General features: G+C 70.6%; 13 protein-coding genes and 2 pseudogenes. 12 read left to right on the forward strand and 3 right to left on the reverse strand.

The window, feature by feature from the left end:
* Positions 1-128: 128 nt before the first annotated feature.
* Positions 129-284: pseudogene (locus AC6F7H_RS26215) on the reverse strand (RNA polymerase sigma factor); the annotation flags it as partial.
* A 278-nt stretch (positions 285-562) separates the two neighbouring features.
* Between AC6F7H_RS26215 and AC6F7H_RS26220 the strand changes: the two are divergent.
* The 6 genes from AC6F7H_RS26220 to AC6F7H_RS26245 all read left to right on the forward strand — a co-directional run bounded on the left by AC6F7H_RS26220 (position 563) and on the right by AC6F7H_RS26245 (position 7,317).
* The gene (locus AC6F7H_RS26220) at positions 563-1,210 is read left to right on the forward strand and encodes a hypothetical protein (RefSeq protein WP_500759469.1); all 648 of its coding nucleotides are present in this window, start codon (positions 563-565) and stop codon (positions 1,208-1,210) included.
* Between the two features lie 454 nt (positions 1,211-1,664).
* Complete coding sequence (gene fusA, locus AC6F7H_RS26225) at positions 1,665-3,731, forward strand: elongation factor G (protein WP_500759470.1); 2,067 nt, start codon at positions 1,665-1,667, stop codon at positions 3,729-3,731.
* Positions 3,732-4,025: 294 nt separating this feature from the next.
* Positions 4,026-4,538, forward strand: a complete 513-nt coding sequence (locus AC6F7H_RS26230; RefSeq protein WP_500759471.1) for a hypothetical protein — start codon at positions 4,026-4,028, stop codon at positions 4,536-4,538.
* A gap of 82 nt (positions 4,539-4,620) precedes the next feature.
* Positions 4,621-5,463 carry a DUF4097 family beta strand repeat-containing protein gene (locus AC6F7H_RS26235; RefSeq protein ID WP_500759473.1) on the forward strand — a complete coding sequence of 281 codons (843 nt, stop codon included), beginning with the start codon at positions 4,621-4,623 and terminating at the stop codon, positions 5,461-5,463.
* Positions 5,464-5,527: 64 nt separating this feature from the next.
* Positions 5,528-6,529, forward strand: a complete 1,002-nt coding sequence (locus AC6F7H_RS26240; protein ID WP_500759475.1) for an ATP-binding cassette domain-containing protein — start codon at positions 5,528-5,530, stop codon at positions 6,527-6,529.
* Positions 6,526-7,317, forward strand: a complete 792-nt coding sequence (locus AC6F7H_RS26245) for an ABC transporter permease (RefSeq protein WP_500759476.1) — start codon at positions 6,526-6,528, stop codon at positions 7,315-7,317. Before AC6F7H_RS26240 ends, AC6F7H_RS26245 begins: the two co-directional genes overlap by 4 nt.
* On the opposite strand, the gene AC6F7H_RS26250 is transcribed toward AC6F7H_RS26245, so the two are convergent.
* On the reverse strand, positions 7,298-7,420 hold the full coding sequence (locus AC6F7H_RS26250) for a hypothetical protein (RefSeq protein ID WP_500759478.1): 123 nt from the start codon (positions 7,418-7,420) through the stop codon (positions 7,298-7,300). The genes AC6F7H_RS26245 and AC6F7H_RS26250 overlap by 20 nt on opposite strands.
* An 82-nt stretch (positions 7,421-7,502) precedes the next feature.
* On the reverse strand, positions 7,503-9,344 hold the full coding sequence (locus tag AC6F7H_RS26255) for a pectate lyase-like domain-containing protein (protein WP_500759479.1): 1,842 nt from the start codon (positions 9,342-9,344) through the stop codon (positions 7,503-7,505).
* A 244-nt stretch (positions 9,345-9,588) separates the two neighbouring features.
* On the opposite strand from AC6F7H_RS26255, the gene AC6F7H_RS26260 reads away from it, so the two are divergent.
* From AC6F7H_RS26260 to AC6F7H_RS26285, 6 genes and pseudogenes are all read left to right on the forward strand, one after another.
* Positions 9,589-10,905 (forward strand): ABC transporter substrate-binding protein, encoded by a 1,317-nt coding sequence (locus AC6F7H_RS26260; protein ID WP_500759481.1) that lies wholly within the window; start codon positions 9,589-9,591, stop codon positions 10,903-10,905.
* A 14-nt stretch (positions 10,906-10,919) separates the two neighbouring features.
* Positions 10,920-11,918 (forward strand): carbohydrate ABC transporter permease, encoded by a 999-nt coding sequence (locus AC6F7H_RS26265; protein WP_500759482.1) that lies wholly within the window; start codon positions 10,920-10,922, stop codon positions 11,916-11,918.
* A gap of 28 nt (positions 11,919-11,946) precedes the next feature.
* Complete coding sequence (locus AC6F7H_RS26270; RefSeq protein ID WP_500762066.1) at positions 11,947-12,786, forward strand: carbohydrate ABC transporter permease; 840 nt, start codon at positions 11,947-11,949, stop codon at positions 12,784-12,786.
* Between the two features lie 105 nt (positions 12,787-12,891).
* A complete protein-coding gene (locus AC6F7H_RS26275; RefSeq protein ID WP_500759484.1) occupies positions 12,892-14,250 on the forward strand; it encodes a GH1 family beta-glucosidase in 1,359 nt (452 codons plus the stop codon).
* Between the two features lie 323 nt (positions 14,251-14,573).
* On the forward strand, positions 14,574-16,202 hold the full coding sequence (locus AC6F7H_RS26280; protein WP_500759486.1) for an alpha/beta hydrolase: 1,629 nt from the start codon (positions 14,574-14,576) through the stop codon (positions 16,200-16,202).
* 140 nt (positions 16,203-16,342) lie between these two features.
* Positions 16,343-16,671, forward strand: a pseudogene (locus tag AC6F7H_RS26285) (2Fe-2S iron-sulfur cluster-binding protein); the annotation flags it as partial.
* Positions 16,672-16,724 lie beyond the last annotated feature (53 nt).

Genomic DNA, 16,724 nt, shown 5'->3' on the forward strand with positions numbered 1-16,724 from the left:
ACCCGCTTGGCACGTCGTACAGATGGACCAGATGGACGCCCTGCGGTGTGCTCCCGCCCGAGGGCGGGTTTCCGGTTCCGGTCAGCATCCGCAGGAGGTGAGTGCAGGCCGATTCCTCCCGTGTCTGTCCGGGCCCGGTGGGCACGGGTCTTGACCGTGCCCTCGGGCAGTCCGAGCAGGACCGCGGTCTCCCGGACGGACAGCCCGTCGAGCACCATGGCCTGCAGCACCTGTCTCAGTTCCGGCGCGAGGCACCGCAGCGCATCCCCGACTTCACCGCTGACCGCCGTCAGTCGCTGAGGGAGCCGTCCCCCACGGACATCAGACCTGACGGACCCACCCCGACCGCGTTTCCGGCGAGGAGCGCTCTCGCTCCGCACAGGCTGCCGTGACCCGCGTGGCCTCACGCCGGTCAGGTTTACCGGGTCGTGCGCACAGTACAGGAGCTCCGGTAGCCGCTGATCCCGTACGGGTGACGCGGGTGCGTTCCCTGTCGTCAATCCGGGCGCAGCCCTACACTCAGGGTTGATAGACCCAACTCCCTTGTCAGAAAGGGGGATTCGTGCCCGACAGTACCTCCGCCGGAGCCGCGCAGGGTGCCGTCGGCGACGCACGGCTGCTCGCGCTGCGTGCCGAGGTCGAGAAGCTCATCACCGAGGCCCGGATCGGCGCACGGCGGGCGCAGCGCCGTGCCAAGCTCTGGCACGCGGCCTATCTCAGCCTGGGTTTCCCCGCGGCGGTCCTCGCCGGCATCTCGGGCGCGGCGGGTCTGGCCTCTGTCGAAGCGCGGGTGCCCGCGGCCATCCTGGCCCTTCTGGCCGCGGGGTTCTCGGCCGGGTCGACCTTCCTGCGGGCGGACGCCCGCCACATGACGAACCTCCGCAGACGCTATGCCTGGCAGGAACTGGAGACGCGTGCCCGACTCGTCCTGGCCTACGACGCCTACAAGGGCCCCGAGCATCTGTACACCGCCCTTCTGGGCTTGCACGAACTGCGCGTCGCCGTCCCGTCCAGTGCCCTGATCCTGGCTGAGCAGCAGGCGCCGGTGGGCGTCCCGGCGCCGGCACTTCCGCTGTCTGCGGTCCAGCCGCCGACGGCCACGGCACCGACGGTTCAGCAGTTGACCATCCCGTCTCCGACGGCCCAGCCGCCCGCGGTCCCCCAGGTCCCGCCCGACCCGTCGCCGGAGCCGACCGACCCGGTCGGCTGACGCGTACCCGTCCTGGCCCCGAAGCCCGTGCCGATCCGACCGGCCCCATCCGGCCGACCGCTGTGGCGGCCTCGTGCGTTGCCGGAAAAGCCGTGGCCTCGTTCTCCCGTCCTTCCCTACACTCGACAACCAGCAAGCGCGGCCCCCTCGTCATGGGGTCGCGTATCCGTGACCGTTGAGGGGAGTCCAGCCGTGCGTGTCCGTGCCGCTGCTGTCGCTCCCCGTTCCCGGTCCTCCTGGTCCTCCTCGCGGTCCATGGTGATCCTGGTGTCTTCGTCCGTCCGGTGCCCGCTGCGCGGCCGGCGCCGGATGTCGTGACGAGACGACACAGCTGACGGTCCGGGTCCTGGACGCGTTTGCGTTCAGGGCGTTCGCCTGCCCGCCTGCCCACACACCGTTCGTCCCGTCCGGGAATCGCGCTGCCCTGTCACAGAGCACCGAAAGGCCACGGGCCATGCGCAACCTCCTGCACGCCGACCCCCTCGCCGCCTTCCGCAACCTCGGCATCCTCGCCCATGTGGACGCTGGCAAGACCACCGTCACCGAGCGGATCCTGTACGCCACCGGCACCACGCACAAGCGGGGCGAGGTACACGACGGCACCACCGTCACCGACTTCGACCCGCAGGAGCGCGACCGGGGCATCACGATCTTCGCCGCCGCCGTCAGCTGCACCTGGGACGGTCACCGCATCAACCTGATCGACACCCCCGGGCACGTCGACTTCGCCGACGAGGTCGAGCGCTCGCTGCGCGTACTCGACGGCGCGGTCGCGGTGTTCGACGCGGTCGCCGGTGTGGAGCCGCAGAGCGAGTCGGTGTGGCGGCAGGCCGACCGGCACGGTGTGCCGCGCATCGCGTTCGTCAACAAGATGGACCGTGCCGGTGCCGAACTGGACGCCGCCGTCGCCTCGATCCGCGAGCGGCTGCACCCCTCACCCCTGGTGGTCCAGCTGCCGATCGGTGCCGAGGACGCCTTCACCGGTGTCGTCGACCTGATCCGCATGCGGACGCTGACCTGGACCGACGACGGCACGACGGCCCACGACGGCCCCGTGCCGGACGACCTGCGGGAGGAGGCCCGCCATCGGCGCCGGACGCTGGAGGAGGCCGTCGCCGAACTGCATCCGGGCGCGCTGGAGGAGTTCTGCGACACGGGCGCGCTCAGCGCCCGCACGCTCACCTCCGCCCTGCGCGACCTCACCCGCAGTGGCGAGGGTGTCGTCGTGCTGTGCGGCTCGGCGTACCGCAACCGGGGTGTCGAACCCCTGTTGGACGCCGTCCTCGCCTACCTTCCGTCCCCGCTCGACGTGCCGCCCGTGCGCGGGACGCGCGAGGACGGCACCGGTGAGCAGGACCGTCCCGCCGACCCCGAGGCACCGTTCGCCGCCCTCGCGTTCAAGGTGAACGCCACGTCCACCGGACGACTGACCCACCTGCGCCTGTACTCGGGAACGATCGAGAGGGGAGACACCGTGTGGGACGCGACCGCCCGCCGCACCGAGCGCATCAGCCGCATCCTGCGGGTCCGGGCCGACCGGCACGCCCCGCTGGACCGGGCGGTCGCCGGGGACATCGTCGCCGTGGTCGGGCTGAAGTCCGCCCGTGCCGGATCGACCCTGTGCGCACCTTCCGCTCCGCTGGTCCTGGAGCCTCCGGGTGCCGCCGAGCCCGTCGTGTCCGTGGCGCTCGAGGCGCTGCGGGGCACCGACACCGGACGTCTGGCGTCGGCACTCGCGCGGCTCGTCGAGGAGGACCCCTCACTGGTGGCGCGGACCGACCCGGAGACCGGTCAGACGGTGCTGTCCGGCATGGGGGAGCTGCATCTGGAGGTCGCGGTGGAGAAGATCCGGCGCGATCACGGGACGGCCGTCAACGTGGGCCGCCCCCGGGTCAGTTACCGGGAGACCGTCGGCCGCGGGGTGTCCGGGTTCGCCTTCCGGCACGTCAAACAGGACGGCGGGGCGGGCCAGTTCGCCCACGTCGTGCTCGACGTCGAGCCGTTGGGCACCCCGGGCACCCCGGGTACCGGGTTCGAGTTCCGCTCGGCCGTCGTCGGCGGGTGCGTGCCGCAGGAGTACGTCCGTGCGGTCGAGGCCGGCTGCCGGGACGCCCTGGCCGAGGGGCCGTTGGGCGGTCATCCGGTGACCGGTCTGCGCGTCACGCTCACCGACGGGGCGACCCATGTGAAGGACTCCTCGGACACCGCCTTCCGCACCGCCGGTCGGCTCGGTCTGCGGGAGGCCCTGCGGGCCTGCGCGATGGTGCTGCTGGAGCCGGTGGTCGAGGTCATCGTCACCGTGCCCGAGGACGCGGTGGGCGGGGTGCTCGGCGATCTGGCCGCACGCCGCGGCCGGGTGACCGGCTCGGCCACCCGGCCGGGCGGCACCGTCGTCACCGCGACGGTGCCGCTGGCCGAACTGTTCGGCTACGCGACCCGCCTGCGCAGCCGCACCCAGGGCCGCGGCACCTTCACCACCCGGCCGACCGGCTATGCCCCGGCGCCCGTCCCGGCACGGTAGTCGCCATGCCGGCCCGCGCCCGCGGACAGGGCGGTGGCCAACGGTGGGTGCTTGAGGTCGACGGCCCCTGCAATCGGTGTGGCGCCGGATGGCATCGGATGGCGCCGCTTGGCGCTGTCCGGTGCCAATTGGTGCCATCCCATGCTCTCGAAAGCGCATGAGTAAGCATGGCGCCGCAATTGCTCAGGCGGGAATCAGTGCGTTTCTCCAGGTGAACCGACTGCTTCAGATGTCGAACCAGAAATGCCGCCATTCGGCTTGCGCGTGGCGCCTTAACGGTGCCACCATGGCGCCATGGACCTCACCCCGTATGTCGACACCCTCCGCCGTGAACTCGCGGTGGCCGCCGAAGCCGGCGGGGAAGATGCCCGCGAGCTGGCCGAACGGCTCACCGCGCCTCTGGAGTCGGCGACCCGCCTGACCCTGCTCAATGTGCTCTCCGCCGCGATGGACGAGATCACCCGAGAGCTCGCCCCCGGCTCGGTCGACGTACGGCTGCGCGGGCTGGACCCCGACTTCGTGGTGACGCCGCCGCCCGTCGGCGGCCCCACGGAGCCGGTCGCGCCCGTCGAACGGCTCAGGGCGCAGGCGGTCGCCGAAGGCGACGAAGGCGGGACCGCCCGCGTCAATCTGCGCCTGCCGGCCCGCCTCAAGGCACGCGCCGAGGAGGCCGCGAGCCGCGAGGGCCTGTCGGTCAACGCGTGGCTGGTGCGGGCCGTGTCGGCCGCGGTCGACGGCGGTACGCGACCGCGGCCGACGGAGAGGACCCGGACCATCGGACAGAGCTTCACGGGCTGGGTGCGCTAGCCGCACCCCTGCCCGCACCACTTCACCCACACCGCGTCCCACCAGCAGGGACGTCCTGAAGACTCAAGAGGACGGGACAGCCATGCCTTCTTTCGACACTCCCGAACCGATCTCGGTCACCGCGCACGTGGATGCCGGTTCCATCCGGTTCACCGCGGGCGACCGCCCCGACACCGACGTCGATGTGCGTCCCCGCGACCCGAAGAAGGAGCTGGACGTGCGGACGGCCGCCCAGACCGAGGTCACGTACGCGAACGGTGTCCTGACCGTCAGGACGCCCAAGTCCAACCTGTTCGGCCGCACCGGCACCGTCGACGTGACGGTCGAGCTGCCCACGGGCTCGCACGTCGACGTGACCGGTTCCTGGGTCCAGGTGCTCGGCGAGGACCGGCTCGGCGAGGTCCGCGTGAAGACCTCGTCCGGCGACGTCCGCCTCGACACGACCGGCCCGCTGAAGCTGACCGCGTCGCACGGCTCGATCACCGTGGACCGGGTCGAGGGCATGGCCGAGATCACCACCAGCTCCGGCAGCCTGCGCGTCGGTCTCCTCGACGGCCCCGCCGTCCTGAAGAACTCGCACGGCACCACGACCGTAGGCGCCGCGACCGGTGAACTGCGGGTGAGTGGTGCCAACGGCGACATCGAGATCCGGCGAGCCGAGGCCTCGGTCACCGCCACCACCGCCCACGGCACCCTGCGCGTGGGCGAAGTGGCCTGCGGTGCCGTCCAGTTGGAGACCTCCTACGGGGCCATCGAGGTCGGCGTCCGCGAGGGCACGGCCGCCTGGCTCGACGTCAGCTCGGACTCCGGCCAGGTACGCAACACGCTCACCGCGTCCGAGACCCCGGAGGAGACCGAGGGCACCGTCAAGGTCCGAGCCCGCACCCGGTACGGCAACATCGACATCCGCCGAGCCAAGGCCTGATCCCGGAAGAGCCGGTCTCGACTCACGCACCCCACGCCACTTCAGCCTTCGAATGGGAGGGCCCATGCCTTCTTTTGTCATGCCCGCATCCGGAAAGGGTGACGGTCACCCGTCGCCGGCTGCCGTCTCCGCCGTCGGTCTGCGCAAGTCGTACGGCGACAAGACCGTCCTCGACGGCATCGATCTGCGCATCCCTGCCGGGTCCGTGTTCGCGCTGCTCGGGCCGAACGGCGCCGGCAAGACCACCGCCGTGAAGATCCTGTCCACGCTCATCGCCGCCGACGGCGGGCAGGCTCAGGTCGCGGGCCACGACCTCGCCACCGACCCGCAGGCCGTGCGTGCCGCGATCGGCGTCACCGGGCAGTTCTCCGCCGTCGACGGGCTGATCACCGGCGAGGAGAACATGCTTCTCATGGCGGACCTGCACCACCTGCCCAGGCGCGAGGGGCGGCGGGTCACCGCCGAGTTGCTGCAGCGGTTCGACCTGGTCGATGCCGCGAAGAAGCCCGCCCAGAGCTACTCCGGCGGCATGAAACGCCGCCTCGACATCGCCATGACCCTCGTCGGCGACCCGCGGATCATCTTCCTCGACGAGCCGACCACCGGCCTCGACCCGCGCAGCCGCCACACCATGTGGCAGATCATCCGCGAGCTCGTCTCCGAGGGCGTCACCGTCTTCCTCACCACCCAGTACCTGGAGGAGGCCGACGAGCTCGCCGACCGTATCGCGGTGCTGAACGACGGCAGGATCGTCGCCGAGGGCACCGCCGAGGAGCTGAAGCGGATGATCCCCGGCGGGCACGTCCGGCTCCGCTTCACCGACCCGGCCGCCTACCGGTCCGCCGCCTTCGCGCTGAGCGAGGTGACCCGGGACGACGAGGCGCTCGCGCTGCGGATCCCCAGCGACGGCAGCCAGCGCGAGCTGCGCTCCCTCCTCGACCGGCTGGACTCGGCCGGCATCGAGGCGGACGAGCTGACCGTGCACACCCCCGACCTCGACGACGTGTTCTTCGCCCTGACCGGCTCCACCGGCATCCCCGACCAGCCCGAGGAGGCTGTCCGATGAGCTCCCTCTCCCTCGCCGCGCGCGACTCGAACACGATGCTGCGCCGCAACCTCCTGCACGCCCGGCGCTACCCGTCCCTCACCCTCAACCTGCTGCTCACGCCGATCATGCTGCTGTTGCTCTTCGTCTACGTCTTCGGCGACACCATGAGCGCGGGCATCGACGGCGGAGGTCCGGACCGCTCTGCCTACATCGCCTACATCGTCCCCGGCCTGCTGCTGATGACCATCGGATCCACCGTGATCGGGACCGCGGTCTCCGTCGCCAACGACATGACCGAGGGCATCATCGCCCGCTTCCGCACGATGGCCATCCACCGCCCTTCGGTGCTCGTCGGACACGTCGCCGGCAGCGTGCTCCAGTCGATCACGAGCGTGGTCCTCGTCGGCGCCGTCGCCGTGGCCATCGGCTTCCGCTCCAGTGACGCCACCGCCCTGGAATGGCTCGCGGCCCTCGGCCTGCTCGTGCTCTTCACCCTGGCCCTCACCTGGATCGCGGTCGGCATGGGCCTGGTCAGCCCGAACGCCGAGGCCGCCAGCAACAACGCGATGCCGATGATCCTGCTGCCGCTCCTGTCCAGCGCCTTCGTCCCGGTCGACGCCATGCCCGGCTGGTTCCAGCCGGTCGCCGAGTACCAGCCCTTCACCCCCGCCATCGAAACCCTCCGGGGCCTGCTGCTCGGCAGCGAGATCGGCCACAACGGGTGGCTCGCGGTCGCCTGGTGCCTGGGTCTCGCGGTGCTCGGCTACTTCTGGTCGACCTCGACGTTCAACCGCGACCCGAAGTAACCGCCATGCCGGCGCGGGCCGCCTTCCGCAACTCACCCCGCCCGAGGGCGGCGTACTCCGACACCGCGTCGGAGTACGCCGCCCCGCCGGCGCTCTCGGTCATCCGCCGAGCTTGCTCCGCGGACGTCGCCAGCTGGAACTCCCTTGGCGCGATGAGTCGTTCGGTCGCGCACCGCGTACCGGGGTCAGGGGTAGGACACCACCTTCGACGGCACGGTGCTGGTCCCCGACGTCGGCGAACCCGTGTCGTTGATGACGCACTCGTACTGCCCGTGGCCGCTGAGCGACACGACCAAGAGGTGGTGGAAGCGGACCCCCGGGCGGTTCGGGGCGGCGAAGCCGTGGTGCTGCACGATCGACGGGTTGACGTTGTAGTAGCAGTAACTCCCCATGCCCCAGCCCTCGTGGGTGGTGACGTGGTCGCCGACCTTGTACGCGGCGTATCCCTTGATCGAGCCGTTCTGGACGGCTGCCTGGTTCGGCGCGTCGTAGGCCTTCTCGTTCTGGAAGAAGATCGTGCGCCCACGTTCGCCGTTCCACTGCACGTCGTACTTGTTGAAGTGTTCGACGAACAGGCCGGTCGCCAGGACGTCGGGGCCGTTGACGACGACGCCGTAGTCGCAGCGGTTGGTCTCCCAGCCGACGCCCTCGCCGTGGTCGGCGCGCCAGATCCAGGTGTGGTCGACGATGGTGTGCCGGGCGTTGACCACCATGCTGGTGGTCGCCTTGCCGGGGCCCGCGCCGCCGATCCGGATGAACACGTCCTGGACGGTGATGGGGTCACGGGAGTGGTCCCTCGAGGCGCCGTTCGGGCCGATCTCCACCAGGGTGGGGGAGTTGACCGGTCCGGCGTCGACGAGGAAGCCGGCCAGCCGTACGCCGTCGACGTCGGCGACCTTCAGGGCGGTGACGCCGTTGTCGGGGATCAGGGTGGCGTAGCCGAGGCCGAGGACGACCGTGCTCGCGCGGTTGACCCGGACCGGCTGGTCGACGTGGTAGATGCCCGGCGTCAGAAGCAGGTTGAGGCCCTGGTCGAGCGCCTGGTTGAGGGTGGCCGCGGAGTCGCCGGGCTTGGCGACGTAGAAACGGTCCAGGGCCAGGGAGGTGCCGCGCGGGGTGCCGTTGCCCCAGGTGACGCCGCGCGCGTCGGTGCGCAGCGCGGGCAGGAACACGCGGTAGTCGGCGCCGGCCAGGTACAGGAACGGCTTCTCGCGGGAGATCGGTGTCCGGGCGAGCGTGGTGTAGGGCGGCTCCGGGAAGCTCTGCGCGGGGGCGCCCTCGACTCCCGAGAACACCATGTTCCACACGGCGTTGGTCCAGCCGCCGACCGAACTGTCCCGGGTGTACCACTGCTGCTGCGAGTACGGGCCGACCACTCCGTCGATCCGGCTGTCGGCGATGTAGCCGCCGCTGGCCCAGCCGTAGCCGGCGGGCGCGAGGTTGAGGCCGCCGCGTATGTGCATCCGGCGGAAGGGGGCGGCCTGGGCGACCGCCCAGCGGTTGGTGCCGTTGACCGGGACGAGGGCCAGGTTCTCCACCGAACGCCAGAAGTTCTGCGTGGCGTTGCCGTCGAACCAGCCGGCGTCGACCGTCACGTCGCCGTTGATGGTGGTGTCGTCGGGGGAGAGGCCGAGGCCCGAGATCGAGGTGTAGAAACCGAGTTGGGCGTTGAGTCCGTGGTAGGTGCCCGGCTTGAACAGGAACTGGTAGCGACCCGGGCCGAACTGGTCCGATTCCTGGCGGGCGAACACCTCGTCCAGCTTCGCCTGGATGCCCGGCGTGGACGGGTCGAAGACGATCACGTTCGGACCGAGGTCGCCGCCGGCCCGCAGTCGGCGCGGTTTCCCGGGTTTCGCCGCGACGGGAGGGGTGGCCGGTGCGGCGGAGGCGGCCGGTGCGGCGGAGGCCGTGGTGGTCAGTGCCGCCAGCACGGGCGCGGCGGCCGCGGCTCCGAGGACGGCCCGGCGGCGGACGGCGGCACGGGGATCGTCGGGGGACGGCTGGGTGGAGGGGGAGTCGGAGATCATGGGGGCTCTCCTGGTTCAGGAAGTGAACGGTGTGGGGGAGGTGGGAGCGCTCTCTCGCCGCTGATGGTTCATCCGTGGAACAGATGCGTCAAGAGGCGCGGCGAGAGTTGGGCGACTCCGTCCAAACCCTTGACGTGCCGCCTTCAGAGGGTTTAACTCACGTCCTAAATTAAGACATGAGTCGCCGACCCCGCCATCCTTCTCCACTCCCTGCCCGCACCCCCGGAAAGGCACATCAGGAGCCATGCGCAGTATCCGAGCCGCGGCCACCGGCGCCGTCGTCCTGTCTCTCGCACTCGCCGCCTCGGCCTGTGGAGGCGGTTCGAGCACGGGCGGCGGGTCCGGCGACTCGCCCGAGGAGCTCACTTACTGGGCCTCCAACCAGGGAGCCAGCATCGAGATCGACAAGAAGGTGCTCCAGCCCGAGCTGGACAAGTTCGAGAAGCAGACCGGCATCAAGGTCAAGCTCGAAGTCGTGCCCTGGTCCGACCTGCTCAACCGGATCCTCACCGCGACCACCTCCGGCCAGGGCCCGGACGTGCTCAACATCGGCAACACCTGGTCCGCCTCGCTCCAGGCGACGGGCGCGCTGCTGCCGTGGGACGCGAAGAACTTCGACAGGATCGGCGGCAAGGACCGCTTCGTCGACTCCGCACTCGGCTCCACCGGCACCGAGGGCCAGGACCCGGCCGCCGTCCCGCTGTACTCGATGGCGTACGCCCTCTACTACAACAAGCAGATGCTCGCCGACGCGGGCGTCGACGTCCCGCCCGCCACCTGGGACGAGCTGATCGCCGCCGGCAGGAAGGTGTCCAAGGGCGGCAAGTGGGGGATCGGAATGGAGGGTTCGAACCCCTCCGAGAACATCCACCACGCCTTCGTCTTCGCCAAGCAGCACGGCGCCGACTTCTTCACCGCCGACGGCAAGCCCGACTTCACCAACGACGGTGCGGTCACCGCGGTCAAGCAGTACGTCGACCTGATGGCCAAGGACAAGATCATCGCCCCGGGCAACGCCGAGTACGCCCAGAACCAGTCCGTGAGCGACTTCGCCAAGGGCAGGACGGCGATGCTGCTGTGGCAGTCCGCGTCCGCCAACCTCACGTCCCAGGGCATGAGCGAGGACGACTACGGCATCGCGCCGGTGCCCGTGCAGTCCGGCACCCCGGGCGCGGGCAAGCAGGTCAACTCGATGGTCGCCGGCATCAACCTGGCCGTCTTCAAGAACAGCGACAACCTCGACGGCGCCACCGAGTTCGTGAAGTTCATGACGAGTGACGCCGAGCAGAAGATCCTCAACACGGCCTACAGCTCCATCCCGCCGGTCAGGGCCGCCCAGGAGGACGCCGCCTTCAACTCCCCGGCCAACGCCGTCCTGAAGGACACCCTCGCCAACAGTGCCGTGGCGCTGCCGCAGGTCCCCGACGAGTCCCAGTTCGAGACCGCCGTCGGAACGGCGATCAAGGACCTGTTCGCCGACGCCGCCGGCGGCCGTGAGGTGACCACCGGCTCGGTCAAGGCCGCACTCACCAAGGCCCAGCAGCAGATGCCCAAGAAGTGAGCCCCGACACCGCCATGACCGCCACTGCCCCAGTCACTGCCCCAGGGGAGGCCGCCGTGCGGAAGACGTCCCCCGGTGCGGCGCGCGGCCCCCGCCGCCCCGGGCGGATCCGCCGCGTCGGACTGCCGTACCTGCTCCTGCTGCCCGCACTGCTCCTCGAACTCCTGGTCCACCTGGTGCCGATGGTGATCGGCATCGTCATGAGCTTCAAGGAGCTCACCCAGTTCTACATCCGTGACTGGGGCACCGCGCCGTGGGCCGCCCTCGACAACTACAAGGTGTCGGTGGACTTCGACGCCCCCGTCGGCGCGGCCCTGCTCCACTCCTTCTTCGTCACCGTCGCCTTCACCGTGCTGTCGGTCGGCCTGTGCTGGCTCATCGGCACCGCCGCCGCGATCTACCTGCAGGACACCTTCCGCGGCCGCGGCCTGCTGCGCGCCCTGTTCCTGGTGCCGTACGCCCTGCCGGTCTACGCGGCCGTCATCACCTGGGTGTTCATGTTCCAGCACGACAACGGCCTGGTGAACCATGTCCTGCACGACCAGCTCGGCCTCACCGACAAGCCGTCCTTCTGGCTGATCGGCGACAACAGCTTCTTCGCGCTGCTGACGGTGTCCGTGTGGAAGGGCTGGCCGTTCGCCTTCCTGATCGTCATGGCCGGCCTGCAGAACATTCCCCGTGAACTGTACGAGGCCGCCGCGCTGGACGGCGCCGGGATGATCCAACAGGTCCGCCGCATCACCCTGCCGTCGCTGCGCCCGGTCAACCAGGTCCTGGTGCTGGTCCTGTTCCTGTGGACGTTCAACGACTTCAACACCCCGTTCGTCCTGTTCGGCAAGACCGCCCCCGAGGCCGCGGACCTCATCTCGGTCCACATCTACCAGGCGTCCTTCGTCACCTGGAACTTCGGCACCGGCTCCGCCATGTCCGTGCTGCTCCTGCTGTTCCTGCTCGTCGTGACGGGCGTGTACCTCGTCCTCACCTCGCGCCGACGGAGGCCGTCACATGCCTAGTTCACCGAGGACGACGATCGCCTCCCCGATGGCGCCGCCCCGCTCGTTCCTCTGGTCCCGGCGGATCTTCCTCACCCTGCTCACCGGCTTCGTGCTGATCCCGGTGTACGTCATGATCTCCAGCTCGCTGAAGCCGCTCGCGGACGTCACCGGCAAGTTCCGCTGGCTGCCGAGCGAGTTGACGATCCGCCCGTACATCGACATCTGGTCCACCGTCCCGCTCGCCCGGTACTTCGTGAACTCGCTGATCGTGGCGGGCGCGGCGACCGTCTGCTCGGTGGTGATCGCGGTCTTCTCCGCCTACGCGGTGAGCCGCCACAGCTTCCGCGGCAAACGCGTCTTCACGGTGACCGTGCTGTCGACGCAGATGTTCCCCGGTATCCTCTTCCTCCTCCCGCTGTTCCTCATCTACGTCAACATCGGCAACGCCACGGGCATCGCCCTGTTCGGCTCGCGAGGCGGTCTGATCCTGACGTACCTGACGTTCTCCCTCCCGTTCTCCATCTGGATGCTGATCGGCTACTTCGACTCGGTCCCGCGGGACCTGGACGAGGCCGCGCTGGTCGACGGCTGCGGTCCGCTCGGCGCGCTCTTCCGGGTCGTCGTGCCGGCCGCGATCCCCGGCATCGTCGCGGTCGCCGTCTACGCCTTCATGACGGCCTGGGGCGAAGTGCTGTTCGCGTCGGTGATGACCAACGACACCACCCGCACCCTCGCCGTGGGACTCCAGGGCTACTCCACCCTCAACGACGTGTACTGGAACCAGATCATGGCGGCCTCGCTCGTGGTGAGCGTCCCCGTGGTCGCGGGCTTCCTGCTGCTGCAGCGCTACCTTGTCGCAGGCCTGACGGCAGGAGCCGTCAAGTGACGCACCTGTTGACAGGCCTGACGAACCGACGCATCTGACGGCCCGGAACGTCTGTCGAATCAATACATCTGACGGATCAACGCACCTGACATCGAAGGGACTTCTGTGACCATCGACTACGCCGCCCTCCCGCACGACTTCCTGTGGGGCACGGCCACCTCGGCCTATCAGGTCGAAGGAGCCGTGGCCGAGGACGGCCGCTCGCCGTCGATCTGGGACACCTTCGCGCACACCCCCGGCGCCATCGACAACGGCGACCACGGCGACACCGCCTGCGACCACTACCACCGCTGGCGCGAGGACATCGACCTGATGCGCCGCCTCGGCACCAACGCCTACCGCCTGTCCATCGCCTGGCCCCGGGTCGTCCCCGGCGGCGACGGCCCGGTCAACGCCAAGGGCCTAGACTTCTACGACCAGTTGACCGACGGCCTGCTCGAGGCGGGCATCACCCCGTCCGTCACCCTCTACCACTGGGACCTGCCGCAGGTCCTCCAGGACCGCGGCGGCTGGCCGGAGCGCGACACCGCCGAGCACTTCGCCGCGTACGCGGCGGCGGTCGCCGAACGCCTCGGCGACCGCGTGCACCACTGGGCCACCCTCAACGAGCCCCTGTGCTCGGCCTGGATCGGCCACCTGGAAGGCAGGATGGCGCCGGGCCTGACCGACCTGACGGCGGCGGTCCGCGCCTCCTACCACCTGCTGCTGGGCCACGGCCTCGCCGCGCGGGCGATCCGCGCCGCCGCCCCGGACGCCCAGGTGGGCATCGTCAACAACCTCTCCACGATCCACGCCGCCACCGACAGCCCCGAGGACCGGGCGGCCGCCGTCCGCATGGACGGCCACACCAACCGCTGGTGGCTGGACCCCGTGCACGGCTACGGCTTCCCGGCCGACATGCGCGAGGTCTACGGAGTCGAACTCCCGGAGCTCCCCGGGGACCTGGCGACCATCGCGGCCCCGCTCGACTGGCTCGGCCTCAACTACTACTTCCCCCAGGTGGTGGCGGCCGACCTCGACGGCCCGGCACCGCAGGCGGCCTTCGTGCGCCGCGCCGATGTCCCGCGCACCGGCATGGACTGGGAGATCGACGCGAGCGGCATCGAGACGCTGCTGCTGCGCCTGACGAACGACTACGGCGCACGCAAGCTCTACGTCACCGAGAACGGCTCCGCCTTCCCGGACGTGGTCCGCCCCGACGGCACGATCGACGACCCGGAACGCCAGGACTACCTGGAACAGCACCTGGCCGCCTGCGCGTCCGCCGCCCGCAAGGGCGCCCCGCTCGCCGGCTACTTCACCTGGTCCCTGCTGGACAACTTCGAGTGGGCGTACGGCTACGACAAGCGCTTCGGCCTCGTCCACGTCGACTACGCCACCCAGACCCGCACCATCAAGGGCTCCGGCCACCGGTACGCGGACATCATCCGCGGCCACGGGAACCGGTCGCGGCGGGCGGCCTGACGTTCCTCGGCCGGCCCGGCCGGCGCCGGGCACTGTGGACGCCGGGAAGTGATCGATCCGGTGAGGAGGCGGTCCGCGCCACGCCCGGATCCGTTCTCGGTCAGCGGCTCACCGCTCCGCATCCGGCGGGTGGACCGCCGACCCAGGTGGGTGGTGCTGCTTACCACAGTGCGCCGGGCCGGAGCGAGGCGGTTGGGCCGTTCGGCGGCATTGCCGCGCGCGCACCGGCGGACCGCTGTGTCGTGGACCCGGACGCGCACCGCGGCCAGGGCATCGGTGGCCCGGGGCGCCCAGCCACGGAGAACCACGAACGGAGTATGCCCATGCCCCTCATACGCCGATTCACAGCGGGCCGCAGACGCCCTGCCGCGCTCATCACCGCGCTGGTGACCTGCTCGACCGTACTGACCGGCCAGGACCTCGCCGTGGCCGGCGGCACGCCCGCACCTTCGGTGCCCGTCCCACGGCTGGACTGGAGCCCCTGCGTTCGAGGCAGCGAGTTCGACTGCGCGACCGCGAAGGTGCCGCTGGACCACGACAGACCGGGTGGCCGCATGCTCGAACTGGCGGTCGTCAAGCGGAAGGCGACCGACCCCGACCGGCGCATCGGCACCCTCTTCTTCAACCCCGGCGGCCCCGGCGGTCCCGGAACGGTGCAGATGCCGCAGAACTACGAGAAGTTCCCGCGCGAGGTGCGGGAGCGGTTCGACATCGTCAGCTGGGACCCCCGGGGAGTCGGCAGCAGCACCGCGGTGAACTGCTTCGCCAGTCTTGAGGAAGCCGCCGAATGGAACGCGGGCAAACCGGCGGGCTTCCCGGTGGGCGAGAAGGAACGGGCGGCCTTCGTCGCCGCGTACAAGGACCTGGCCCGGCGCTGTGAGCAGCGTGACCCCGAGCTGCTGCGCCACGTGTCGACCACCGACACCGCCCGAGACCTCGACCTGCTCCGCCGGGCGGTGGGGGAGTCGCACCTCACCTACCAGGGGATCTCCTACGGCACGATCCTGGGCGCCACCTACGCCAACCTCTTTCCCGGCAAGGTCCGCGCCATGGTCCTCGACAGCGACATCGACCCGCAGGCCTGGACGAATCACGCGTCCGACGACCCTCGGCTCACGACGTTCCTGCGCATGGGCTCGGACGGCAGCGCGGCAGCGACCCTGGACAGGTTCCTCGACCTGTGCGGGTCCACCAGCACCGCCCACTGCGCCTTCTCCGCCGGCAGCCCGAAAGCGACCCGGACCAAGTTCGACCAGCTGATGCAGCGGCTCCGGAAGCAGCCCGTGGGCGCGTGGACCTACGCCGGCACGGTCGCCGACGCGGTGAGCAGCCTCTACGTCGTCCACCCGGGGTGGACGGACCTCGCCGGCCGGCTGCAGGACCTGTGGCGGGGCCGCGTCCCGGAGTCGGCCCCGCTCCCGCCCCCGCCAGCGGTCCCGAACCCGAACCCGTACCTGGGCCAGGAACAGGGTGCCGCGGTGCTCTGCGGCGACAGCCCCAACCCGCGTGACCCCGGTGTCTACCACGCCATGGAGGAGGACAGCGCCGCTCGTGCGGGCGACGCCGGACGCTTCTGGACCTGGGCCGCCGCGGGGTGCGCCACCTGGCCCGCGGTCGCCGCCGACCGCTACCGCGGTCCGTGGAACAAGCCGACGGCACACCCCGTCCTGGTGGTCGGTACCGCCTACGACCCCGCCACTCCCTACTCGAACGCGCAGGCCATGGTCAAAGAACTGGCCAACGCCCGTCTGCTCACCAACGACGGCTACGGGCACACCGCGTTGATCAACCCCAGCAGCTGCGTCAAGGCACACGAGAGCCGCTACCTGATCGACGGCACCCTCCCGCCGGTCGGAACGACGTGCCGACAGGACACGCCTCCCTTCTCCGCGCCCAAGCCGATCGGTGGCGTCGCCACCGGCGGCGGCGGGACGGCCGGCGCCGTCTCCTGAACCGGCCGCGACCCCCGGCCGCGACTCCCGGCCCGACACGGCCCGGCGACGGGCCCGCGCCCGGACCCGAGAGCGGGGTCCGGGCGCGGGCATCCGGGATCACCGACTGTGGTTCCTGCCGCCCGGCGACGTCGGCCGGGCCGCACGCCGCCCTGCACACCGAGCGGTTCGCCCCCCAGAACCTGCAACCTGCCGCCACGGAGGAGGAGTTCGAGGTCGAGCTGGCCGGCAGCGGCCGCACCGTGACGGTGCCGCCCGGTGTCTCGGTGCTGGAGGCCGTCGAGCAGGCGGGTGTGCAGGTGCTGTCCTCATGCCGCGAGGGCACCTGTGGTACCTGCGAGACGCCGGTGCTCGAGGGCACCGTGGACCACCGCGACTCCCTCCTCACCCCCGACGAGCAGGCCGCGAACGACACCATGATGATCTGCGTCTCCCGGGCCGCCTGCCCCGCCTCGTCCTCGACCTGTGAGCGGTCCTCGACCTGACGCCGCCGCCCGGTCCCACCTCCCCGTGGTCCGCACG

It is taken from the genome of Streptomyces sp. MMS24-W38 (assembly GCF_059889265.1).

Excerpts from the sequence above, each read along its gene's own strand:
- fusA (WP_500759470.1), top strand. The coding sequence starts at position 1,665 with ATGCGCAACCTCCTGCACGCCGACCCCCTCGCCGCCTTCCGCAACCTC.
- AC6F7H_RS26230 (WP_500759471.1), top strand. The coding sequence starts at position 4,026 with ATGGACCTCACCCCGTATGTCGACACCCTCCGCCGTGAACTCGCGGTG.
- AC6F7H_RS26235 (WP_500759473.1), top strand. The coding sequence starts at position 4,621 with ATGCCTTCTTTCGACACTCCCGAACCGATCTCGGTCACCGCGCACGTG.
- AC6F7H_RS26240 (WP_500759475.1), top strand. The coding sequence starts at position 5,528 with ATGCCTTCTTTTGTCATGCCCGCATCCGGAAAGGGTGACGGTCACCCG.
- AC6F7H_RS26245 (WP_500759476.1), top strand. The coding sequence starts at position 6,526 with ATGAGCTCCCTCTCCCTCGCCGCGCGCGACTCGAACACGATGCTGCGC.
- AC6F7H_RS26250 (WP_500759478.1), bottom strand. The coding sequence starts at position 7,420 with ATGACCGAGAGCGCCGGCGGGGCGGCGTACTCCGACGCGGTGTCGGAG.
- AC6F7H_RS26255 (WP_500759479.1), bottom strand. The coding sequence starts at position 9,344 with ATGATCTCCGACTCCCCCTCCACCCAGCCGTCCCCCGACGATCCCCGT.
- AC6F7H_RS26260 (WP_500759481.1), top strand. The coding sequence starts at position 9,589 with ATGCGCAGTATCCGAGCCGCGGCCACCGGCGCCGTCGTCCTGTCTCTC.
- AC6F7H_RS26265 (WP_500759482.1), top strand. The coding sequence starts at position 10,920 with ATGACCGCCACTGCCCCAGTCACTGCCCCAGGGGAGGCCGCCGTGCGG.
- AC6F7H_RS26270 (WP_500762066.1), top strand. The coding sequence starts at position 11,947 with ATGGCGCCGCCCCGCTCGTTCCTCTGGTCCCGGCGGATCTTCCTCACC.
- AC6F7H_RS26280 (WP_500759486.1), top strand. The coding sequence starts at position 14,574 with ATGCCCCTCATACGCCGATTCACAGCGGGCCGCAGACGCCCTGCCGCG.